9 protein-coding genes and 1 pseudogene are annotated in these 20,616 nt (G+C 66.2%); 1 reads left to right on the plus strand and 9 read right to left on the minus strand.

What is annotated here, in order from left to right:
- The first annotated feature begins 87 nt into the window (after nucleotides 1–87).
- Complete coding sequence (gene dnaJ / locus MTAI_RS02410) at nucleotides 88–1,164, plus strand: molecular chaperone DnaJ (RefSeq protein ID WP_027887481.1); 1,077 nt, start codon at nucleotides 88–90, stop codon at nucleotides 1,162–1,164.
- Here dnaJ and MTAI_RS02415 read toward each other — a convergent pair.
- From MTAI_RS02415 to MTAI_RS02455, 9 genes and pseudogenes are all read right to left on the minus strand, one after another.
- The gene (locus MTAI_RS02415) at nucleotides 1,161–2,681 is read right to left on the minus strand and encodes a CoA-acylating methylmalonate-semialdehyde dehydrogenase (RefSeq protein WP_027887482.1); all 1,521 of its coding nucleotides are present in this window, start codon (nucleotides 2,679–2,681) and stop codon (nucleotides 1,161–1,163) included. The genes dnaJ and MTAI_RS02415 overlap by 4 nt on opposite strands.
- 99 nt (nucleotides 2,682–2,780) lie before the next feature.
- Nucleotides 2,781–4,556 (minus strand): ribonuclease Y, encoded by a 1,776-nt coding sequence (gene rny, locus MTAI_RS02420; RefSeq protein ID WP_027887483.1) that lies wholly within the window; start codon nucleotides 4,554–4,556, stop codon nucleotides 2,781–2,783.
- 336 nt (nucleotides 4,557–4,892) lie between these two features.
- Nucleotides 4,893–5,942 carry a recombinase RecA gene (recA, locus tag MTAI_RS02425; RefSeq protein WP_027887484.1) on the minus strand — a complete coding sequence of 350 codons (1,050 nt, stop codon included), beginning with the start codon at nucleotides 5,940–5,942 and terminating at the stop codon, nucleotides 4,893–4,895.
- Nucleotides 5,943–5,967: 25 nt separating this feature from the next.
- A pseudogene (gene thpR / locus MTAI_RS02430) lies at nucleotides 5,968–6,479 on the minus strand (RNA 2',3'-cyclic phosphodiesterase).
- Nucleotides 6,476–7,678, minus strand: a complete 1,203-nt coding sequence (locus MTAI_RS02435) for a CinA family nicotinamide mononucleotide deamidase-related protein (RefSeq protein ID WP_027887486.1) — start codon at nucleotides 7,676–7,678, stop codon at nucleotides 6,476–6,478. Before MTAI_RS02435 ends, thpR begins: the two are co-directional and overlap by 4 nt.
- Nucleotides 7,679–7,767: 89 nt before the next feature.
- Complete coding sequence (gene ygfZ, locus MTAI_RS02440; RefSeq protein ID WP_027887487.1) at nucleotides 7,768–8,745, minus strand: CAF17-like 4Fe-4S cluster assembly/insertion protein YgfZ; 978 nt, start codon at nucleotides 8,743–8,745, stop codon at nucleotides 7,768–7,770.
- Between the two features lie 285 nt (nucleotides 8,746–9,030).
- A complete protein-coding gene (locus MTAI_RS02445) occupies nucleotides 9,031–12,462 on the minus strand; it encodes a DUF7933 domain-containing protein (protein ID WP_187388582.1) in 3,432 nt (1,143 codons plus the stop codon).
- On the minus strand, nucleotides 12,459–17,969 hold the full coding sequence (locus MTAI_RS02450; RefSeq protein WP_027887489.1) for a DUF11 domain-containing protein: 5,511 nt from the start codon (nucleotides 17,967–17,969) through the stop codon (nucleotides 12,459–12,461). The genes MTAI_RS02445 and MTAI_RS02450 overlap by 4 nt, the downstream gene beginning before the upstream one ends.
- Entirely contained in the window at nucleotides 17,966–20,593 is a 2,628-nt protein-coding gene (locus MTAI_RS02455; RefSeq protein WP_245453140.1) for a hypothetical protein, read from the minus strand. The genes MTAI_RS02450 and MTAI_RS02455 overlap by 4 nt, the downstream gene beginning before the upstream one ends.
- Between the last annotated feature and the right edge of the window lie 23 nt (nucleotides 20,594–20,616).

A 20,616-nucleotide genomic window follows, 5' to 3' on the forward strand; every position in this document is an offset into this window, starting at 1 on the left:
GTATATTGGTTTTGTCAAAAACCGGGTTGCAACGCCTCGTGTTTAAAACCACAAGAAAAATACCTAAGCCTGATAGACTAAACTTCGATGAACGACTACTACGCAACCCTGGGGGTAGACCGAAACGCGAGCGCCGAGGAGATCAAGAAGGCCTATCGCAAGCTGGCCCTCCAGTACCACCCCGATAAAAACCCCGGTAACAAGGAGGCCGAGGAGCGGTTCAAGCAGATTAACGAGGCCTACGCGGTGCTTTCCGACCCGGAAAAAAGGGCCCACTACGACCGCTACGGCACGGCCACACCGGGCGGGCTGGGCGGTGTAGGGGGCAATTTTGGCGACATCTTCGATCTGTTTGAGCAGGTGTTTGGTTTTCGCACGCCGGGGGGTGCGGGCCGTGCGCCACGGGGGGAAGACCTCGAGGCCGAGATCGAGCTGGAGCTGGTGGATGTGCTGCATGGTGTTCAGAAGGAGCTCGAGTACGACCGTCTGGTTCCCTGCGAAACCTGCCACGGGCAGGGGGGTAAGCGCCAGGCCTGCCGCTCGTGCGGGGGGCGGGGGACGCTCGAGCAGATACAGCGCACCTTTTTTGGCAACATGGTGGCCCAGGTGCCCTGCACGGCCTGCCGGGGCCGGGGTTACGTCTTTTCCGAGACCTGCTCAAGCTGCAAAGGCCAGGGCCGGGTGCGGCGCAGGGAAAAGATTCAAATCAACATCCCAGCCGGTATTGATGAGAACCAGCTCCTGCGGGTCTCGGGGATGGGCAACCTGGGGCCGGGGGGGCCGGGCGATCTGTTTGTTCGCCCGCACATCCACCCCCACCCGCAGCTCAGGCGCGAGGGTTCTAATCTGATTTACGAGCTCAGGCTGGGGCTGGCCCAGGCCGCGCTGGGGGCCAGGGTGCAGATTCCGGGCCTGGAGGGCGACCTCGAGCTCAGCATACCCCCCGGCACCCACGAGGGCGAGGTGTTCGAGCTCGAGGGCCAGGGTTTACCCCACCCCGGTAGCCGCAGCCGGGGCAAGCTGCAGGTGATCACCCAGATCGTGGTGCCACACAACCTTTCCAAGCGAGCCCGCGAACTCCTGCGCCAGTACGCGCAGGAAGTGGGCGAGGAGGTGGCCCCCGAGGGCTTCTGGGACAAGGTGAAGCGGGTATTCAGGGGCTAGCGCACCTGCGGGAAGCCCAGATCCACCTTGCTGGTGCTGGGGTCGGGCCAGCGGCTGGTGACCACCTTGGCGCGGGTGTAGAACTGCACCCCTTCGGGGCCGTACATGTGCAGGTCGCCGAACAGGCTGGCCTTCCAGCCGCCAAAGCTGTAGTAGGCCACCGGCACCGGGATGGGCACGTTGATGCCCACCATGCCGGCCTCCACCTCGAACTGGAACTGCCGGGCAGCCCCCCCGTCGCGGGTGAAGATGGCCGTGCCGTTGCCGTAGGGGTGCTCGTTGATGAGCTTCAGGGCCTCGTCGTAGGTCTTGACCCGCACCACGCTGAGCACCGGGCCAAAAATCTCGTCGTCGTAGCACTTCATGCCGGGCCTGGCGTGGTCAATCAGGCTGGGGCCCAGGAAAAACCCCTCGGACTGGGCGATGGGATCCTGCCGGCCATCCACCACCACGCTGGCCCCTTCCTTGGGGGCGTTTTCGATGTAGGAGGCCACCTTGTCGCGGTGCTCGCGGGTGATCAGGGGGCCCATCTCCACGCCCTCCTCGAGGCCCGGCCCCACCTTGATTCTGGGCATCCGCTCCTTGATGGCGGCAATCAGGGCATCGGCGGTCTGGTCGCCCACCGCCACCACCACCGAGATGGCCATGCAGCGCTCGCCCGCCGAACCATAGGCCGCGCTCACGGCGGCGTCGGCGGCCATGCCGATATCGGCGTCGGGCAGCACCACCATGTGGTTTTTGGCCCCGCCCAGGGCCTGCACCCGCTTGCCGTGTTTGGTGCCGGTCTCGTAGATGTACCGGGCCACCGGGGTGGAGCCCACGAAACTTACGGCCTTGATCTCGGGGTGCTCGAGGATGCGATCCACCGCCACCTTGTCGCCCTGCACCACGTTGAACACCCCATCGGGGAGGCCGGCTTGCTGCAGGAGCTCGGCCAGGAAGAGGCTGGGGGAGGGGTCTTTTTCCGAGGGCTTCAGGATGAAGGTGTTGCCGCAGGCGATGGCGTTGGCGAACATCCACATGGGCACCATGGCCGGAAAGTTGAAGGGGGTGATGCCCGCTACCACGCCCAGCGGCTGGCGAATCTGGTACACGTCCACCCCCCGGCTGGCCTGCTCGGAGAAGCCCCCCTTCAAGAGGTGCGGAATACCGGTGGCGAACTCCACGTTTTCCAGGCCCCGCGCCACCTCGCCCAGGGCATCGGCCAGAGTTTTGCCGTGCTCGAGGGTGATCAGCTCGGCAATTTTGCGACGGTTCTGGTCTACCAGATCGCGGAACTTGAACATGATCTCGGCCCGGCGGGAGAGGGGGGTCTGCCGCCAGGTTTTGTAGGCTTCCCTGGCCACCGCCACCGCCGCGTCGACCTCTTCCACCGAGGCGAAGTCCACGGTGGCCTGCGGCTGCCCGGTGGCGGGGTTCCAGACCACGCCGCTCCGCCCAGACCTACCCTCGACCAGCCTGCCGCCGATCCAGTGGGAAACGCGTTTCAGGGTGACTTGGGGTTCCTTGACTGCCATCTGCTACCTCCGTATGGGTTGGGCAATGAAACAGGGTTGAGGCCCGATAGGTTCATGGTAGGAGCCTGGGCCCCAGATGGCAATGGACAGTCTGTCTAATTACTTTGCGTACTCCACGGCCCGGCTTTCCCGCACCACCGTGACCTGCACCTGGCCGGGGTAGTTCATGTCGCGCTCGATGCGCCCGGCAATCTCGCGGGCCAGCAGGACGGCCTTGGCGTCGGAGATGCGGTCGGGCTTCACAATCACCCGCACCTCACGCCCGGCCTGCACCGCGAAGGCGTTGTCCACGCCCGGGAAGGACAGGGCAATGCGCTCGAGCTGCTCCAAGCGCTGGATGTACTCCTCCAGGCTCTCGCGGCGGGCGCCGGGACGGGCCGCGCTGATGGCATCGGCGGCAGCGGCCAGCACCGAGTAGAGGGTCTCGCCGTTTTCGGGGTCGTGGTGGTGGGCGATGGCGTCAATCACCTCTTTGGGCTCGCCAAAGCGGGTGGCCAGGGTGACGCCGATCTCCACGTGGGTGCCCTCGATCTCGCGGTCCACCGACTTGCCCAGGTCGTGCAGCAGCCCAGCCCGGCGGCCCAGGGCAGCGTCCAGGCCCAGTTCGGCGGCCATGATGCCGGTCAGGTGGGCCACCTGCACCGAGTGCTTGAGCACGTTCTGGCCGTAGGAGGAGCGGAAGTGCAGCCGGCCTAAAAGCTGCACCAGGCCTGGCTTGAGGCCCACCACCCCGGCCTCCAGGGCGGCCTCCTCGCCGCGCTCGTAGATGAAGGTTTTCATCTCGTTTTTGGCCTTTTCCACCACCTCCTCGATGCGGCTGGGGTGGATGCGGCCATCAGCCACAAGCTGCTCGAGGGCCATTCTGGCGATCTCGCGCCGCATGGGGTTGAAGCTGGAGAGCAGCACCGCCTCGGGGGTGTCGTCGATGATCAGATCCACCCCGGTGAGGGCCTCGAAGGTGCGGATGTTGCGCCCTTCGCGCCCGATGATGCGGCCCTTCATGGCGTCGGAGGGGATGGGTACGACCGAGACGGCCAGGGCCGCGGCGGTCTCGGAGGCCTGGCGCTGGGCGGCCTGGGCCAAAAGCTTCTGGGCCTCGCGCTTGACCTCGAGCCGGATGCGCTCGAGGTTGGCCTTGACCCGCAGGGCTTTTTCTTCCTCCAGCTCGGCGTCCAGGCGCGACAGAAGCAGGTTCTGGGCCTCCTCCCGGCTCATCCCGGCCACCTCCTGGAGCTTGAGGTCGATCTGCCGTTCACGTTGGGCCAGCTCGGCCTGGCGGGCCTCGAGGGCCTTCTCCAGGGCGTCGAGCTTTTCCTCCTGCTCGTCGAGCTTGGCCGCGCGGGCATCGAGCTGCTCGCCCCGCCTTGCTAAGCGCTCGGTCTCGCGCTTGAGCTCCTCGCGCTCGGCCCGGCTGGCCTGTAGGTCGGCCTGCAAGCGTTCGCGCTCGGCCTGGAGGGAGGCCCGCTCGCTCAACAGGGCCTCGCGCTCGGCCTGGAGGCTGGCCTGCAGGCGTTCGCGTTCCTCCCGCAGCTGCTGGCGCAGGCGCTCCTCGCCTTGCTGACGGAGGCGCTCGAGCTCGGCCTGGGCGCTTTGCCGCAGGTTTTGTACCTCCGTCTGGGCGCTCTGGCGCAGGCTCTGGGCCTCGGCACGGGCGGCCTCGAGCAGCGCCTGGGCCTGGCTCTGGGCCTGCTCGAGGGCGGTCTGGGCCTGGCGGCGGGCGGCCTCCAGGGTCTGCTGGGCCTCGCGACGGGCGGCCTCGAGTTCGCTTTTGTTAACTTCGGTCTGGCGGTTGCTGCGCTGCAAAAGCAGCACCACCACCGCCGCCAACACAATCACAATCAGGGTGAGTATCAAATCTAGGGGAGTAAAGGCCATCGGTACCTCCAAGGGTTGCATGGAGGTTCTCACAGTTTCTGATCGGCGTTTGGCTAAATACGTGTTCCAGTTTTTTCAGGCATACCCTTGCACTGAACGGCTCTTGAAAACAGCCCGCGCACCTGGCAGGGTTGTTTTGAAAGACCCACCACGCCCATCCTGCGGGGCACAGCGGGAACCGTGATCAGACTGGCCCGAGTCCGACGCCAAACCAGAAGTAGACCATTACCAAGCTCTACTGCGCACCGCTCCCTGGCCCAAAGCGCCACCGGACGGATGCTGAGCATTTGGGTTGCCTGGCCTTTCATACTGGGAGAACCCCACCTAACCAGCAGTCTATACCTCGGCAGCCACAGTGGAAGACTCCTCGTCTTCTTCTGAAGCTGCCAATACCGATAGCTTACCAGCTTGGGCCAAAACTTTCTCGCGGATCTCCTGAACCAGGCGCGGCTCGCCCCTCAGAAACTCGGCGGCCTTCTCCTTGCCCTGGCCCAGCCGGGTATCGCCATAGGAGAGCCAGGAACCCGATTTGTCTATCACCTCGGTGGCGATGGCGACTGTGACCAGGTCGGCCAGGGGGTCGATGCCCTTGCCGAAGTACAGTTCGATCTCATGCTCGCGGAAGGGTGGGGCCAGCTTGTTCTTGGTCACCTTGACCCGTACCCGGTTGCCCACCGCGTCGTTGCCCACCTTGATGGGCTGGCCTTGCTTGCGCACATCCAGCCGCACCGAGGCATAAAACTTGAGGGCCCGTCCGCCGGGGGTGGTCTCGGGGTTGCCGTACATCTGCCCCACCTTTTCCCGGATCTGGTTGATGAAGATGGCGGCGGTGTTGCTCTTGGAAAGCGCCGCCGTGAGCTTGCGCAGGGCCTGGCTCATCAGGCGGGCCTGGACGCCCACGAAGGCATCGCCCATCTGCCCCTCGATCTCGGCCTGGGGCACCAGGGCCGCCACCGAGTCGATCACGATAACGTCTATCGCGCCGCTGCGGGTGAGGAGCTCCACGATCTCCAGGGCCTGTTCGCCGGTGTCGGGCTGGGAGACCAGGAGGTCGTCGATGTTAACCCCCAGGCTTTTGGCGTAGATGGGGTCGAGGGCGTGCTCGGCGTCCACGAAGGCCGCCACCCCCCCGGCCTGCTGGGCCTGGGCGATGATGGAGAGGGCCAGGGTGGTTTTGCCGCCCGATTCGGGGCCGTAGATCTCGGTGATCCGCCCTTTGGGAATCCCCCCGATGCCCAGGGCCATGTCCAGGCCCAGGCTGCCGGTGGGGATGACCTCCACCTGTTGCCTGGGGGCCTCGCCCAGGCGCATCACGGCCCCTTTGCCGAACTGCTTCTCGATGGACTTCAGGGCCCCTTCCAGCGCTTTTTGCTTGTCTTTATCCATACACACTCCTACGATCAGAGGCTGTTCAACCGAGTGGAAACTGTTCCAAAACGCGGTATTGTGAACCTGAGCGCTCCAGCTTGGACTCTACCAAGCATACTGCTTGAACCTGAAAGCGAATATTCATCACCACGGGCCCCACGCGGGGGGCCGGGCCTTTTTTGCGGGCCAGGGTCAGGTGGGGCTTGAAGGGCGCCGCCTCGACCTCCGGCAGGGCTTGCTGCAGTCCCTGGGCCAGGGCCTCGAGCCCCTCCCCGCTGGCCTTGACGAACCAGACCCGGGGCGCGCCGGTAGGGGGAAGTAGCCGGTTCCGCCCAACTCCACCTCGAAGGCCTTGGTACGGGATGCCACCTCGCGCCCGATGCGGCGGAACTCCGGCAGGCGCTCGGGGGGCTGCTCCCCCAGAAAGAGCAGGGTGATATGGAGCTGGTGGGGGGGGCTGGGCTTCCAGCCCCGGTAGCTCTGCACTCGAGCCTGGGCCTCGGCAAGGGTGGCCTGCACCTCGCGTGGGGGGAAGATGGCATAAAAAAGTCTCATCGCAGCTCACTCACCAGAAAAGCCAGGGCCGCGTGGGCTGCCCGCTGGCGTATCATCTCGCGGCTGGCCCCCGGCAGCCGGAAATGCCGGGAGCTGACCCCCTGGGGGCCGGCCAGACCTACGAACAGGGTTCCCACCGGCTGGCCCTCCAGGGGCTCGGGGCCGGCCACGCCGGTGGTGGAAAGGCCGTAGGTGGCTCCCAGCAGGCTGCGGGCCGCCACGGCCATGGCTTCGGCAAAGGCCGCCGAGACCACCCCGTGCTGGGCCGCGACCTCGAGGGGAATGGGGAGCTGGGATTTGGCGAGGGGGCTGTAGGAGACCAGGCCCCCCAGGTAGCTTCTGGAAGCGCCCGGCACCCCCGTCAGGAGGGCGCCCAGCACCCCCCCGGTCATGGACTCGAGGGTGGCCAGGGTGGCTTTTTGGTCATCCAGCCGCTGCAGGGCCAGCGCCGGGAGGGTATCGCCCTCCCGGCCCCAGACCGCCTCGCCCAGCAGGGGCCGGATCTGCGCGGCCAGGGCTTCGACCGGGCCGGGCTCCCCCCGCACCACCACCGCCACCCCATCCATCTTGGCGTAGGTGCCCACCTCCACCGCCCCGCCCCGCCGGAACAGGTCGCCCAGGAGCTCCACGATGCGCGACTCGCCCAGGCCAAAGGTTTTGAAGGTAATCTGCCGGTAGGGTTTTGCTGGCAGCCCCAGCCTGGGCAGCAGCTCGGCCCACATCGGGCGCCACTCGGCGGGCGGGCCGGGCAGGCAGACCAGGTCTTGGCCCTCCCGGTGCACCCACCAGCCGGGCGCGGTGCCGCGGGGGTTGGCGATCCAGGTGGCCGAAGGAATCTTGAGGGCCTGTTTGCGGTTGGCCTCGGGCATCTTCCAGCCCCGATCGGCAAAGATACCCTCCAACCAGGCCAGCACCTGGGGGTCAATTTCCATCTTCTCGCCCAGGGCCGCGGCGATGGCCTCGCGGGTGATGTCGTCGGGGGTGGGGCCCAGCCCGCCCGAGAGCACCACCAGCCGGGCCTTTTGCCAGGCCTCGCGCACGGCCTCGGTCAGGGCCTCGAGGTGGTCGGCCACGCGCAGGGTGCGGCGGATCTCGAGGGCGTAAGGCTGCAGACTAACGGCAATTTCAGCGGTGTTGCTGTCCACCGTTTCGCCGTATAGCAGCTCATCCCCTACGCCAATTATTTCTGCTAAAAACATAATAGCTCCTATACACTACAACAACTTATTAAAAAGGTCAAAAGCCCGCACCTCTATCATACGGGCTGGTCTCGAGGCCGAGGACGCTTTTACGGCATTGGCAAGCCCGAAACGGTAGCCGACCAACCCTCGATGTGCACCTGGTCGCCGGGGGCCAGCTCCTTGCGCAGCAGGGCCAGTGCGATGGCCCCGAGCCGGGGTGACTCCACAGCGGTGCCCACCCTGCCAACGCGCTTGCCCTCGCGGAAGATTTCGGCCCCGCTGGGGAGCTCCTTCTGACCCAGAAGCCCCATGAGCTGGTAGCGGGTGTTGCCCCGGGCCTCGAGCCGGGCCATTATTTCCTGCCCCAGGTAGCAGCCCTTCTTGTAGCTCACCCGGCCCTCCAGCCCCACCTCCTGGGGCAGCTCACCCAGCGCCTCCGGCAGGTCGGGGATGCCGCGCTCGACCCGCCAGATGTGCCAGGCCTCGTGCCCTACCAGGCTGGCCCCGGCCTCCAGTATTGGCTGAACTAGCATGTGCGCTTGGCTGGAGGGCGTCAGCAGCCACAGGCCGAATTCGTCGCGGGCCATTACCCAATGCGGGGTCTTCCCAAGGCCCCAGCGCGGGGGCAGGGGGGCCAGCTTTTGGGCCACCGCCTCGGCATCCGGGCCATGCAGACGCAGCAATGACCAGGGCAGCGCTTCGATCTCGACCTGGTCGAACACAATAAACTTGCGAAAGCGCTCGGCCAGGGCCCTGGCGCTGGGGGAGCTAACCCAGAAGGAGTCGCCCAGGTTGAGAACCAAGCCCAGGTGCTCGATCTGGCCCCTGGCGTTCAGGAAGAGGGTCTCGAGCCAGCTATCCTGCAACATTGCGCGAATATTGGAGGTGCACTGGTTGTGCAGGAACTCGGTGCGGTCGGGGCCTCTAAGCTCCAACAGGCCGTGGTTGGAGAAGTCCAGCAGGGCCGCGCCTTGCTGGAGGGCCTCGAGTTCGGCCTCCACATCACCGTAGTTCCACGGGACGCGAAATTCATCCTGCTCGCGCCAGGTAACCTTCAACGATTCGTGTAAGTCTTGCAGATGCACACCTTTAGTCTAAGGCCAGACCCGTTTGAGTTTTTGGAAGGGGGGTTAGGTTTCGCTATCGATACCAGATCGGGTTGGTTCGGGCCGACAAATAACCCAACCGAAGGGGGTGTTCTAGAGCGTTTCCCACGAATACCCGGTACGGCGTACGGGGGCGGGTAATTGTGGGAAATGCGATAGGCTTCAAAAAGATGGCCTCTGGAAGTCTTTGCCTTGGACGACCATCTTGTTGAATCCGGTACGGAAAACCTGCTGCGCTGCAGCGAACCACGGCCGATGGGATGCTCAGTTCACCTGCACCCGGTACACGAAATACCCACCCTGACCGGGCAGCAGGGCCGGGGCGCTGCCGCCGCCAGGCTGAGGGGCGGTGGGGAGGGTGCAGAGCGTAGCCAGGTTCAGGGTGATGCTGCTGGTAGAACCCAGGTCGGGCCGTACCACCGCACCACCGGGGCAGACCAGCTCCACCTCGCCGGTGCCGCCGTAGGCGTTCTGTACCAGGGTGCTGAAGAAGGGGATGGGGTCATAGAGCACCACGTTGAAGATGGGCTGGCTGCCGATGTTCTGGTACTGGATGCGGTATTCCAGCACCTCCCCGGGCCGTCCCTGGGCGCTGGCGGCGAAAGCGGTGTTCTGGCTCACGTTACGCACCTGCTTTTCCAGCCTTAGCTCCCCACCCCGAATAACAGTGGTGGCATCGGTCAGGCCCCTGGTTTCCTGGACGGCAGGGTTGCTGCCCCAGGACAGACTGGCGCTGAGGCTGGCGATATCCACCTGGCCGGCGCTCACCCCTGCGGGCACCAGTACCTGCACCTCGAGGGCGCACCCTGCCAGACTGCCGTCGGATGCCCGCGGCCAGCCAGAGCCCACACTAAAGCTCTGCGGTAGCCCCTGGAAGCCCTCGCCAGCGTCGTCGAAGTCGCCATCGCAGTTCACATCGCGGCGGAGTTGGTAGCCAAACTGCGGGGTGTTGGTCAGGGCCAGGGTAACCGTTCCCATGGTGCCGGGCTTGAACTGGTGCAGATAGCGCACCACCCCTGGGCTGGTGGTCTGGCCCGACTGGTCGGGCCTAAAGAGCGAGCTGCGCACCACCCCAAAGTTGCGGGTAAGGCTGGAACCGGCCAGGCTGCTGGCCGAACCCAGGCTAATCACGGCACCGCTGGAGGTGGGGCTTGTGGCGTCGGCCCAGCTTCCTACCAGGGTGGCGCTGCTCCCGTTGTTCCAGCCGGTGGCCGGGCGCAGGGGGTGGGAGAGGGTCACGCTGCCCCAGGAGGCGGGAATCCAAAGGGTGTAGCCCCCGTTCCCATCGGTGGCGGCGGTGCGGGTGTAGGTGCCATCGGTGGCGCTGACCACGCTGGCGGCCCCGCGCTCACCCCCATCCTGCAGGGCGTTGTTGGCCGAGCCGCCGCTCTCGCCATCGTCGTAGAAGACCCGGCCCTCTACCCGCGCGCCGTGGAAGAGGCCAAAGTCCTGGTTCAGCAGGTTGCTAGCAGCCACGGTGATGGCCCGGCTCCCACCGGCTGGGTTAATAAAATGCCAGCCAGCGGGAGGGGTGGGGGTGGTGTCGGCGGTGCTGTTGTTGTTGTCCAGCACCAGGCTGTAGCTGCCGGGGGCCACCCCGCTAAAGCTGTAGGCTCCGGTTCCGGGACTCACGGTCTGAACAGCCAGCACCGTGCTGCCCTGCACAAGCTTCACATAGACCGTAACCCCCGTGCTCCAGTTCTCGCTGTTCCGCACCCCGTTGGGTTCTAGGTCGTGGTAGACCTGGCCGCTCACGTTGACACCGGTCACGTTCAACACTGCGCTGGCCGGGCTCTGGTTGCTGCCGTGGTTGGTTTGGAGGGCCCCGGCAGCCAGGGTGTTGGTGTAGCTGCCTGGTGTGCTGGCAGTGACGCTCACGCTTACAGTACAGCTTCCGTTAGCCGGTATCTGGGCCCCGGCAGCCAGGGTTACGCTGCTGCTGCCAGGCGTGGTGCTCACGCTGCCGCTGGGGCAGGTGGTGCTGGCATTGGCTGGGCTGGCCACCACCAGGCCCGCGGGCAGGTTGTCCACCAGGGCCGCGCTCAGGGTGGCAGGGGTGGGGTTGGGGTTTGTGAGGGTAATGCTGAGGGTGCTGGTGCTACCTACGGGAATGCTGGCCGGGGAGAAGGCTTTGCTAAGAGAAGGAGGGTTAGAGACCTGGCTATTGGCCGAGACGCTGGCCGTCTGGCTGAAGCTGGTGCCCAGGGTCTGGCTGTTGTAGCTGATCTGGGCGGTGTTGGTGATGGTCTGCCCGCCGGCGCTGGGCAGCACCTGTACCCGGAAGCGCACGCTGGCGCCCTGGCTCGGTAGGATTAGCCCGCCGCTCGAGGCGTTGGCCCCGGTGCCCAGGCGGAAAACCACGCGGTTGTTGGCGTTATCAAACTCGGCAATGTCGTCGCCAGCGGCATCGGTAAAGGTGCCGGTGGGGGCGCCAGTGGCGTTGGTGAGCACCTGCAGGCTTCCCGGCACATACTGGGTTCCGGCAGGAATGGGGTCGTACACGACCACATTGGTGGCCCCGTCCCCCCCAGTGTTAGAAAAACTGAGGGTGTACTCGAGGATATCGCCCGGCACCAAGTTGCCCCCGTTGATGTCCTGTCCGGTTTTACTGAAGGAACTGGTCAGGTCGGGAAGGTAGACCTGGGTGGCGAAAGTCAGCACGGTGGGGAAGTAAACGTCCTGAGAGGAGGTGAACTGGATGGTTGCAGTAGTGGATCCGTTGGGAAGGTGCCCTGTGGCGTCTATTAGGTCGACGTCCACCGCCATCTGGTTGAGGTAGTTGGGGGTTTTGGCAGTGAAACGGGTACCGAGTTGAGATACAGAGCTGTTGAAGAAGTTGTTGCTAGGGTTTTGTGCGTCGCCAAGTGGTACTCCATTCAGCACCAGTTGGTCACCTGTGATGCCGCCATCCCCCTCAAAGGCCACTGCCCCCAGGTAGGTGGTAAAGGAGCCTGTGATGGGGGTCAGGAAGCCGCTGGGGGTGATGGTGACGGGGTTGCCGTTGCTTACCGAGGCCAGCCCGTTGTAGACCGTGAGGTTGCGGAGGGGCTCGCTGGACAGCCGGTAAACCACCACCAGCGACCAGCCTGCATAGAAGCCCAGCCCGTCATTGCCGGTGTCAGCCAGGATACCCCCTACCCAATAGGAGCCGTTGCCGCTGGCTTGCACGAGGTCGGTTACATCAGCAAAGGCGGTGTAAGGGCGGGTGGTAGGGGTGCCCTGGTTTGTGATGGTGCCAATGAGGCTGCCCGAGAGGGGCTGGTAGGTGCTGCTCCCCGGAGGTTTGATGGAGATCTGGTTGCGGCCAGCGGCGTTTTCACCTGTTCTGGCACCCCAGTAAAGACCGGCAAAGAGTACCTGGGCCCCGGTGGGCAGGGAGAGGGTGGCGGCGCTCGAGCCTCCCCGGCCTGAAGGCCAGGTAGGGTTGGTGGGGTCGGCGTTGATGAAAATCATGTTTCGTGTGGTATCGAGCTGGTTGCTGGAAGTTACCGCCGTGTTGTTTTGGCTTGAATTATTCATCCGGGTTGTATCGCACTGGGTGGTGGAGTTGGCCTGACTCATGCACATTAGGGTGTTGCCCACCAGCATGATGTTGCCATTGGTGGTGTTTTGGTAGCGGATGCTAAATGAGGTTACCACCTGGGCCTGGGCCAGGCCCAGGAACGTGAACAGGGCCAGGAGTAGGATGCGGTTCATCGGTGCCCTCCTAAAAAGTCCAGGCGCAGATAGAAGCCGGGGGCGGTATCGGGGGTGAGGCCGGTAAAGCCGCCGACGGTGTAGCCCAGGTTGAACCACAGGCCCTCCACGATCCGCAAGGAGGCCTCCAGGGAGAAAGCAGTGGCGTTGCTTTGGGTGCCGGGCTGGAACTGGTAGTATACCCCCCCGCCCAGGCCCAGCCAGTCGGTGAGGTAGTAGTTGGCCCCCAGGCCGAGCTGGTAGGTGTTGCCGCTGGGGTCGTCGAGCTTGAGGCGGTAGGCCAGGCTGGGGCGGAGCTGGAAGGAGAGACCGGGGTGATAGCTGCTGGCCAGGGCCCCTTCGAAGATACGCTCACCCACAATGCTCAGGCGGTGGTAGGTGAGCAGCGACACATCGCGCCCGCGCAGGGCGTAGGCCAGGGTGAAGCGGCCTTCGGAGGTGGGCAGAACCTGGTAGCTGGCATCCAGCGAGAGGGTCTGCTGCTCGTCGAGCTGGCCGGTGGCCCCGGCCCGCAGCACCACCTTGGGCTGCCCCGCGCTCCAGGCGGTCTCGCCCCCCAGGGTGGCGGTGAAGCCCTGGGCCTGGTAGCGCAGGGCCAGGCCAAAGGCAGCCTGATCCTGGCCGGTGCTGAGGCTGCGCTCATAGCCGGCGCTGGCGTTCAGGCTCCAATGTTCGGAGAGGGGGAGCGGGGCCTCCAGGCCAAAACGGGCCCGGTTGCCCTCGCCGGAGGCACCGGGGAGCTGGTAGGAGAGCGAGAGGTTGCTTCCACCCAGTTTCTGCTTGAGGCCGAGCTGGCCGCTCATGCCCAGGCCCCAGGTCTGGATCAGGTCGGCCTCGGCGGTGAGGTTGGCATCGAAGGCGTAGGTGCTTCTGAGGCGGGTGGAGGCGCTTTTGGTCAGGCTGAAGGGCTGGGCGTGGGTCAGTTCGGTGCTCAAGGGGCCGCTCTTGAAGCCCAGCCGCCCCAGGCTGGCCCAGGCTGCTTCCTCCCAGGTGTAGCCCAGCCCGGCCCCTACCGAGAAGCTCTGGGAGAGGCGGCGGGTGTAGAGCAGGCCGGTGCGGTTGCTGGGGCCGGTCTGGTGCTCGAGGCTGAGGCGGTCGGCCTCGCTCAGGTTGTAGGAAAGTTGGGCCTGGCCCTGGAGCCTGCCTTCGTAGGTCAGGTTGGTGCTGGCCTCTAGGGCCCCGTTTTTACCGGAGAGCTCGAGGCCGTACCGCTCCGCCGTACCCCGGCTGTAGCTCACTTTTACGCCAAAGCCGGGTGGCTGGTAGGCGGCCTCGGCCCCGTAGCGCCAGCCCTGGGCGGGCAGGTAGGCCGCTCCCAGCCCAAGGCTAAAGTCGCCGGCCTTCCAGCGGGCCCCGGCCCCGTAGCCCAGCTCGCGCTGCCCGCCCTGGGGGGCGTAGGTGACCTCGAGGTAAACCGGCTGGAAGTCGGGGTCGCTGGGCCAGAGGGGTCTGCTCAAGGTGAGGAGGCCGGTATCGGCGTCCAGCACATAGTCCTTGAGACGCTCGAGGCGGGTCTTCTGGCTTCCCACCCAGAGCACCACCTGCTCGCTGCCGGGCTCGGCCGGGCTGGACAGCCGGTAGTAGCGGGTGCCGTCGGGGGTGATGCGCTCGGTGCGGCTGCCCGCAGGCAGGTAGCCCACAAAGCCCTGCAGGGCCAGCTCGCCGCGGGTCTCGAGGCGCAGGGCCGTGCCCTGGGGCAGTCCGTCAACCCCAAAGACCGCCAGCTTGTCGGCGTAGTAGCCCAGGCTGAACCCCTCCTGGTCGTAGCGCAGAGCAAAAGGCTCATCCGAGCGCAGGGGGAGGGTGGCCTCGTTGCCAGCGCCGGTGAGGGGGAAGCGTCCGGTGGGGTCGGGCTGGTCGCGCAGGTTGGATTGCAGCCGGGGCTGGCCTGCTTCAAAGCGCAGCGAACCGTCCAGCGCGCCTTGCAGGAGGCCCGGGCCCAGGGGGCTTTCCAGATAGCCCCGCCCCAGCCCGAACACCTGAAGGCTATCGCCAAGGCGCACCCCCAGGCTTCCTTGAAGCTGCCACAGGGTGCTCTGGCGGCCCAGCACGAAGAATTCGTTTTGCGCTTGCAGTTCCCCGGTTGCCAGCCGCAGGCGCAGGGTGGTGGGGGTGGGGGTGGGCTTCAGGCGCAGCCGGGCCACCCCGTCCTTCAAAAGCACCTGGTAGCCCGAGAGCAGCGGGAAGGCATCCTCCTCCAGAGGTTCTAACGAAGCCTCTACCGTGAGAGGGCCAAAGCCCGAGGCCAGGCCCAGCGCATCCACGGCCCGCACCTCGAGCTCCAGCGGGGTGCGGCCATCGGCCAGCAGGCGCAGGGGGCGTACTTCCAGCCGCACGGGGCTACCGGCCAGGAAGACCTCCACCCGATCCGAGCCCAGGGGGGTCTGCACCTCGATCAGGTTGCGGCCCGGCTGCAGCGGCAGGCCGTAGTACTCCAGGCGCTGCAGGCCGAGGGCGCTGTCGTAGGTGGCCTGGCCCAGGAACCTGGAGTCTACGGGGGCCCCGTTCACGGTCAGACGGGTCTCGAGGCCGTTGGGGGTTTGCAGCACCACCCGGGCTTTATCGCTGCGGAACACACTGCCGGGCATGGGCTCCTGGATGAAGCCGTCGCGGGCTGTAGCCACGATGGGCTGGGCTTTTTCCAGGTCGGCCAGGCGCTGCTGGCCCTGCAGGTAGACTTCCCGGTCGCCTACCTGCGCGGTCAGGGTGGGTTCGGGTATGGGGCCCAGGGCCTCGCGGTGGCGGAGCTGGTAGGTGAGCTGGCCCTGGCGCTGGTAGGGCAGCTCGAAGTAGAGGCGGCCCTTCTCGTCCTGGCGGGGGTCGGGGATGGGGCGGCCATCCAGCCGGGCTGAACCGGGTTCGTAGGTGCTTTGGGCGGGGGGCTGGTGGGTGAGCAGCAGGCGCTCGAAGGGGGCGCTGCCCTGCACCTCAAAGTCCAGGGTGACGGTGGAAAGCCGGCGGGGCTCGAGGATGGGCAGGGCCTGCAGGGTGGCTTTGGCGGGGAGGGAGGCCGGGGTGCTGCCCACAAAGGCCGTGACCTGGTTGTCGAGCGAGCCCACCCGTTCGGCCCGGGCCTCCAGCTCCATCTCCCGCACCTCGCCGGGCTGTAGCGTAAATTCCAGGCTTTCCGGCAGGCTCACCCGCAGGCCCTCGGCGGGCGACTCCTGCAGGCGCAGGTTGAGTGGGTGATCGGTGGGGTTGCCGAGCCGAATGGTGAAGCGGGCCTGGCCGCCCACCAGCACCCGGCCCGGTTCCACGGTCTTCTCGAGCTGCACCAGCACCCGCTGGAGGCTGTCGGGCGCGCTGGGGTGGCCGCCGTTGGAGGTGAGCTGGGCCAGGAACGACCCCTCAGCCGCCGGGCCAAAGCGCACCCGGGCTTTATAGAGGTGGGTGGCGCTGGCGCCGGGGGCCAGTTCACCGCTAAAGACCGGGGTTTGCGCCACCTCCAGCCACTCGGGGTGGCTGTCGCGCAGCTCGTAGTTCAGGGGGGCCTGGCCGGTGTTGCGCACCACCAGGCGCACCTCTACTTCTTCCCCCGGCACCACCCGGCGCTTATCCAGCGAGCGCGAGAGCTCGGCCACCGGGCGCAGCACCCGCACCTCGGCCTGGGCCGTGGCGATGAGGCTGCCATCGGGCCGGAGAAGCTGGGCCTGGTTGACGAGGAGGCTGGGGGCTGCCTCGCCCACCGGGCTGCGCACCTGGAAGCTGCGTCTTTCCCCCGGGGATAGCTCAAAGATCTGGTCAAACCCCACGGGCTCGTCCTTCAAGCGCACCTGCCCTTTTTCATCCCCGGTATTGGTTGCCGTCAGCTGCCATACGGCCTCATCGCCCACGGCCACCTGGGGGGTCAGGGCTACTTTCTGCAGGGTGAAGGTGGCCGGCCGAATGATGCTCAATCGGGCACTGGATTTTTGCCCCCAGGGGCTCAGGGTGGCGCCAACCTCGGGCTCGCCCTTGCACAGGGCCCGGGCCCGCACCTGCAACACCGCCTCGCGGCCCTGGGCGATGGGGGCCAGCAGGCGGGGGGCCTCGAGGGCCTCCAGGCAGGGGGGCAGTTCAAGCTCGAGGTCGGCGGGCAGCAGGCGCGGGAAGGCGGTGGTAGCGCGGGCGGTCAGGAGGGTCTCCTCGCCTACGCGCAGATGGGCCGGGGCGGCCTCCAGGGTCAGCCGAACCTCTGGATAGACTTTGAAGCGCACCTGCTGGGTCTGGTTGGTCAGGAGTTCCACAACCGAGGGCCCCTCGATGCGGGCCCCACCCAGTTGGGGCACGAGGGGGTAGGTGCCCGGCGCCAGGCTCAGACGGGCCCGGCCCTGTTCAAGTGCCACGGGCTGTTCGTTTACTGTGAGCGGCAGGTCGAAGGGCTGTTCGCCCTCCGGCAGCACCAGCACCGCCTCGAGTTCCAGGGTAGACGCGGGCGGAGCGGCGGGGCTTGTTGAAGCGGGGGCTGGCCTTTCCACCACATAGCGCACCAGGCCGCCCGCACAGCCGAAGCGGGCAGTATGGGCATCCAGGGCTTCCCCGCCTTCTACCTCCATCCGCACCAGGCGGTACCCCTCGGCCAGGGCCGGCAGCCGAAGGGTGCGGATCTTGTCGCCCTCCACGCCAGGGGTGATCTCGAGCGGCCGTCCGGCGGTGTCCTGCACCAAAGCCTGCACCGGGCGCGGGGGCACCACCCGGAAGGCCTCCCGCTCCACTTCCATACAGGCGTCCACCCGGAAGCCGATGGTGTTGGAGTACTGGGTGGCGGTTCTGGGCTGGCGGAAGCCGAAGCGCACCAGGCCAGGCCGCCGGATATCGAAGTAGGCCCAGGTTCGATCCCCGGAGACGGGCCGGGCCTCTGTGCTTCCGTCCTGCCAGCGCACCCGGCCCTCCATCTCCTTCGGGCCATCCTCGTCGTAGAAGCCCACGCGCAAGGGCAGCACCTCGGGGCTCACGTTGAGCACGAAGGGCTCGTGCCAGTCCTGCCCCCGGATGGTGGCCACCGAAAGCGGGGTCACTGCCTGAAAAGGCCGGACGTCGTAGAGCTGAAGGGTGGGGTCTATGAGCAGTTCGGCGGCCTCCGGCACACTGGTCTGGATGCGGTAGCGGAAGGCGTTCTTGCCCAGGCCGGCCAGGCGGCTCTTGAGCAGGTAGACCCCCGGCTCCACCTGGCCCCGGAAGAACAGCACCCAGCGGTGCGGCTCCACGCTAAAGTTCTCCTGGGCCAGCACTTTTCCATCCCGGATCAGCACAAACTCGGCCAGCATCTGACCTCGGCCCTTGTCGTAGCGCTCATCGCCGAGTTCTTCCTGGCCCTTTAGGGCCCGGCGGTAGTCGGTGGGGTCGAAGCCAGGGGAGTAGATCTGAAGGTTCAGGATGGTGGGTTTGCTTACCACCACGCTGGCCCGCAGCTCCTGGATTTCCCAGCCCAGCGCGTCCCCCGGCACGATGCCCTTGAGGTCGGTACGGGTTTGGCCCAGGGCCGGGAAGGCCAGCAGCAGGAGGAGCGGAGCAAGCCAGCGTCTCATGGGTACCTCCAGCGCACCTGGGGATCGGTTAGATGGGGTGTGCCTTCCAGGTCGTAGGTGAGGGTCTTCTGGCCCTGGAACTGCACAAAGTGGAAGCTGCGCTCACCGCCGCCGGGGAGGGGGTCGGTGAGGGTCAGGTCGGTGAGGGGCTCGTCGGATTCCAGTACCAGCACCACTCGAAAACCCTCTGGTAGCGGCAGCAGCTTTTTGCTAAGGCGCAGGGGGCCAAACTCCAGAACGGTCTCGCGCTGGGCACGGGCCAGGCCCGCTGGGCGCTCGAGGGGGAAGTCGCTCACGGTCAGGCCCTCCACCCGTACCCGGTGGCGGTAGCCCGCCCCCTGGGCCTCGGGGTGGGGGAGGGGCGGGAAGGGGGCCGAGGCCGGCTCGAGCATCACCTCCCACACCCCGCCGGTAAGGTTGCGGAAGCTGTAGCGCCCCTCGGCATCGGTCAGGGCCTGCCAGCCGTTGCCGAGAATCACTCGAGCCCCCGGCAGCGGCACATCCAGGCCGGCGGTGTACAGACCGTCGCGGTTGGTATCCAGAAAGACCCGGCCCACCAGCAGATGGGGTACGGCCAGCACGCCCTGCTCGACCTGCACCGAGGCCGAGGCCACCGCGCTGGCTACCGCGCTTCCGCCTGCGCTATCCCCGGTGGCCTGCACGGTGTTTTTCAGCTCGCTACCGGCCCCCGCCAGCACCCGCATGCGGTAGCGAAGCTCCACCCGCGCCCCGGGGGCCAGGGTGAGGTTTTCCCAGACCAGGCGGCCGTTTTGCAGAACGGGTTCCGTGGGGCTGGCGCTACCGGCCAGGTATTGCAGGTGGGGGTCGGGGGTGTCTTCCAGGCGCACCGTGAGGGGAACCTGCCCCACATTGACCGCGATCAGGGTGTAGGTGAGCAGGTCGCCCACCTTGACCTTTCTGGGCTCCACCCGCTTTTCCAGAAGCAGGGCCGCCGCCTGCACCCGCAAGGTGACGCTGTTGGAAACCAATGGGTTGCCAATATCGGCAGAACGCAGGCTGAAGCGGTTTACAATGGCTACATTGTCGGGCACGGCGGCGTTAACCCGCACGCGCAGGCGCAGGGTGAGGGTGCTCCGGGCTGCCAGCGTCAGGCTCCAGCGCACCGTGCGGCTTCCGGGGTCGAAGACCCCCCCGTCGGAAGCTGAGAGGAACTCGAGGTGGGCCTCCAGGGCATCTTCAATTTGCACGTTTGAGAGGGTCAAGGGCAGCGGATTCTCAACCTGTAAGGTGTATTCCACCCCCTGCCCGGGAATCACGATGGGCCCGCTCGAGCTGTTCTTGAACAGAACGATCTGAGAAAGATCCCAGACCTGTGCGACGCGATCCACGGTGGGGTCGGCGCTGCCAGTGCTCCCCGAGCGAGCCAGCAGGCTGAACTCAAAGGCAGGTGTACCGGCAGGCAGGGCCGATATGCAGGCCTGGAAGTCCAGGGTGTTTCCTGGGGCCAGCGTGATGGGGGTGGGCAGGCTGGCCCCGCCCATGGTGCGGTAGGTCAGGTTCACGCCGCTGGGCAGCCCAAGAGCCTCCAGGGTATAGGTATCGGGTGCATTGCCGCTGTTGAGCAGGGTATGGTGAAAGCAGTAAGGCTGCCCGGCCAGCACCTCGGCTTCCTGCCGGTCGGCAGCGCCTGCGGCCTGCGGGTTGCCGATGGGCCCCAGGGCGTGGGCGTAAAGGGCGGCAATTTGCAGCGAAACCTGGGTCTGTGCGCTGCTTTCGCTGGAGGTGGCACGGGCCAGGTTAATCCGCTCGCCCGGCGCGGTGTCGGCAGCGACCTGCATCCGGAAGCTAAAGACGGCTTCCTCGCCCACCTCGAGGCCATCCAGCACCAGCCGGAGGCCGCGCACGCTGGCGGGCTCGAGGCTGCTCCAATTAGCCCCGTCGAAGTACTCCAGGCGGCCTTTAACCGCACTTGCAGAGCCAGCCAGATATGCCAGGCCGCTCAGTTCGGGCACATCCAGCCGATCCTCTACGTAAACTGGCCCGCTGGCGCGCGCACTGCCCAGGTTTTGTACCCGCAGGGTGAAGCCCACGCTCTGGTTTTGTCGAACCGGGTTCGCATCCACCGACTTGGCCAGGCTCAAAGCTGGCCCGCTGCCGATGCGAATAGCGCCAAAGTTATCCTCATCGCGCGTACCGTCGGGGCAGGAGGCCACAGGGCTAATCAGCAGCTCGCCGCTGGCTGAGGGTGGGGTCTGTACGGCCATAACCAGCCGCACCTCCTGTCCCATATCCAGGGAGAGGCTGCTAACTTCCGGCTCGCCGGGGTCGAGCTGGGCGTTGGCGTTGACATCGAGATAAAAGCGCACTGTGCTGGGTGTCCAGGCGGCTCCGTTTTGCAACCAGCTCAGGTTGAACAGAAAACTTTGATTTCCACTGTTTTGCAAGCGATAGCTAAAATAGGCGGTTCCACCGGCTGGAGCAGTGGTGCGCTGGCCGGGGCTGGCAAGGTTGCCGTTGGGGGTCATGGCCGGAACGCACACCGCCTGTACCCGGGTCTCCACCTCGTTGGATAGATACACCTGGCCGTTCACAATGGCCGCAGCCTGGTTGCGAATTACCGTCCCAGCGGGCGCAGCCCAGGCCAGGTGTAAGCAAAACAACACCCATGCCAAACCTGCCCAGAGGG

The sequence above is a fragment of the Meiothermus taiwanensis WR-220 genome, from assembly GCF_003568585.1.
GTDB classification, from domain to species: Bacteria; Deinococcota; Deinococci; order Deinococcales; family Thermaceae; genus Meiothermus; species Meiothermus taiwanensis.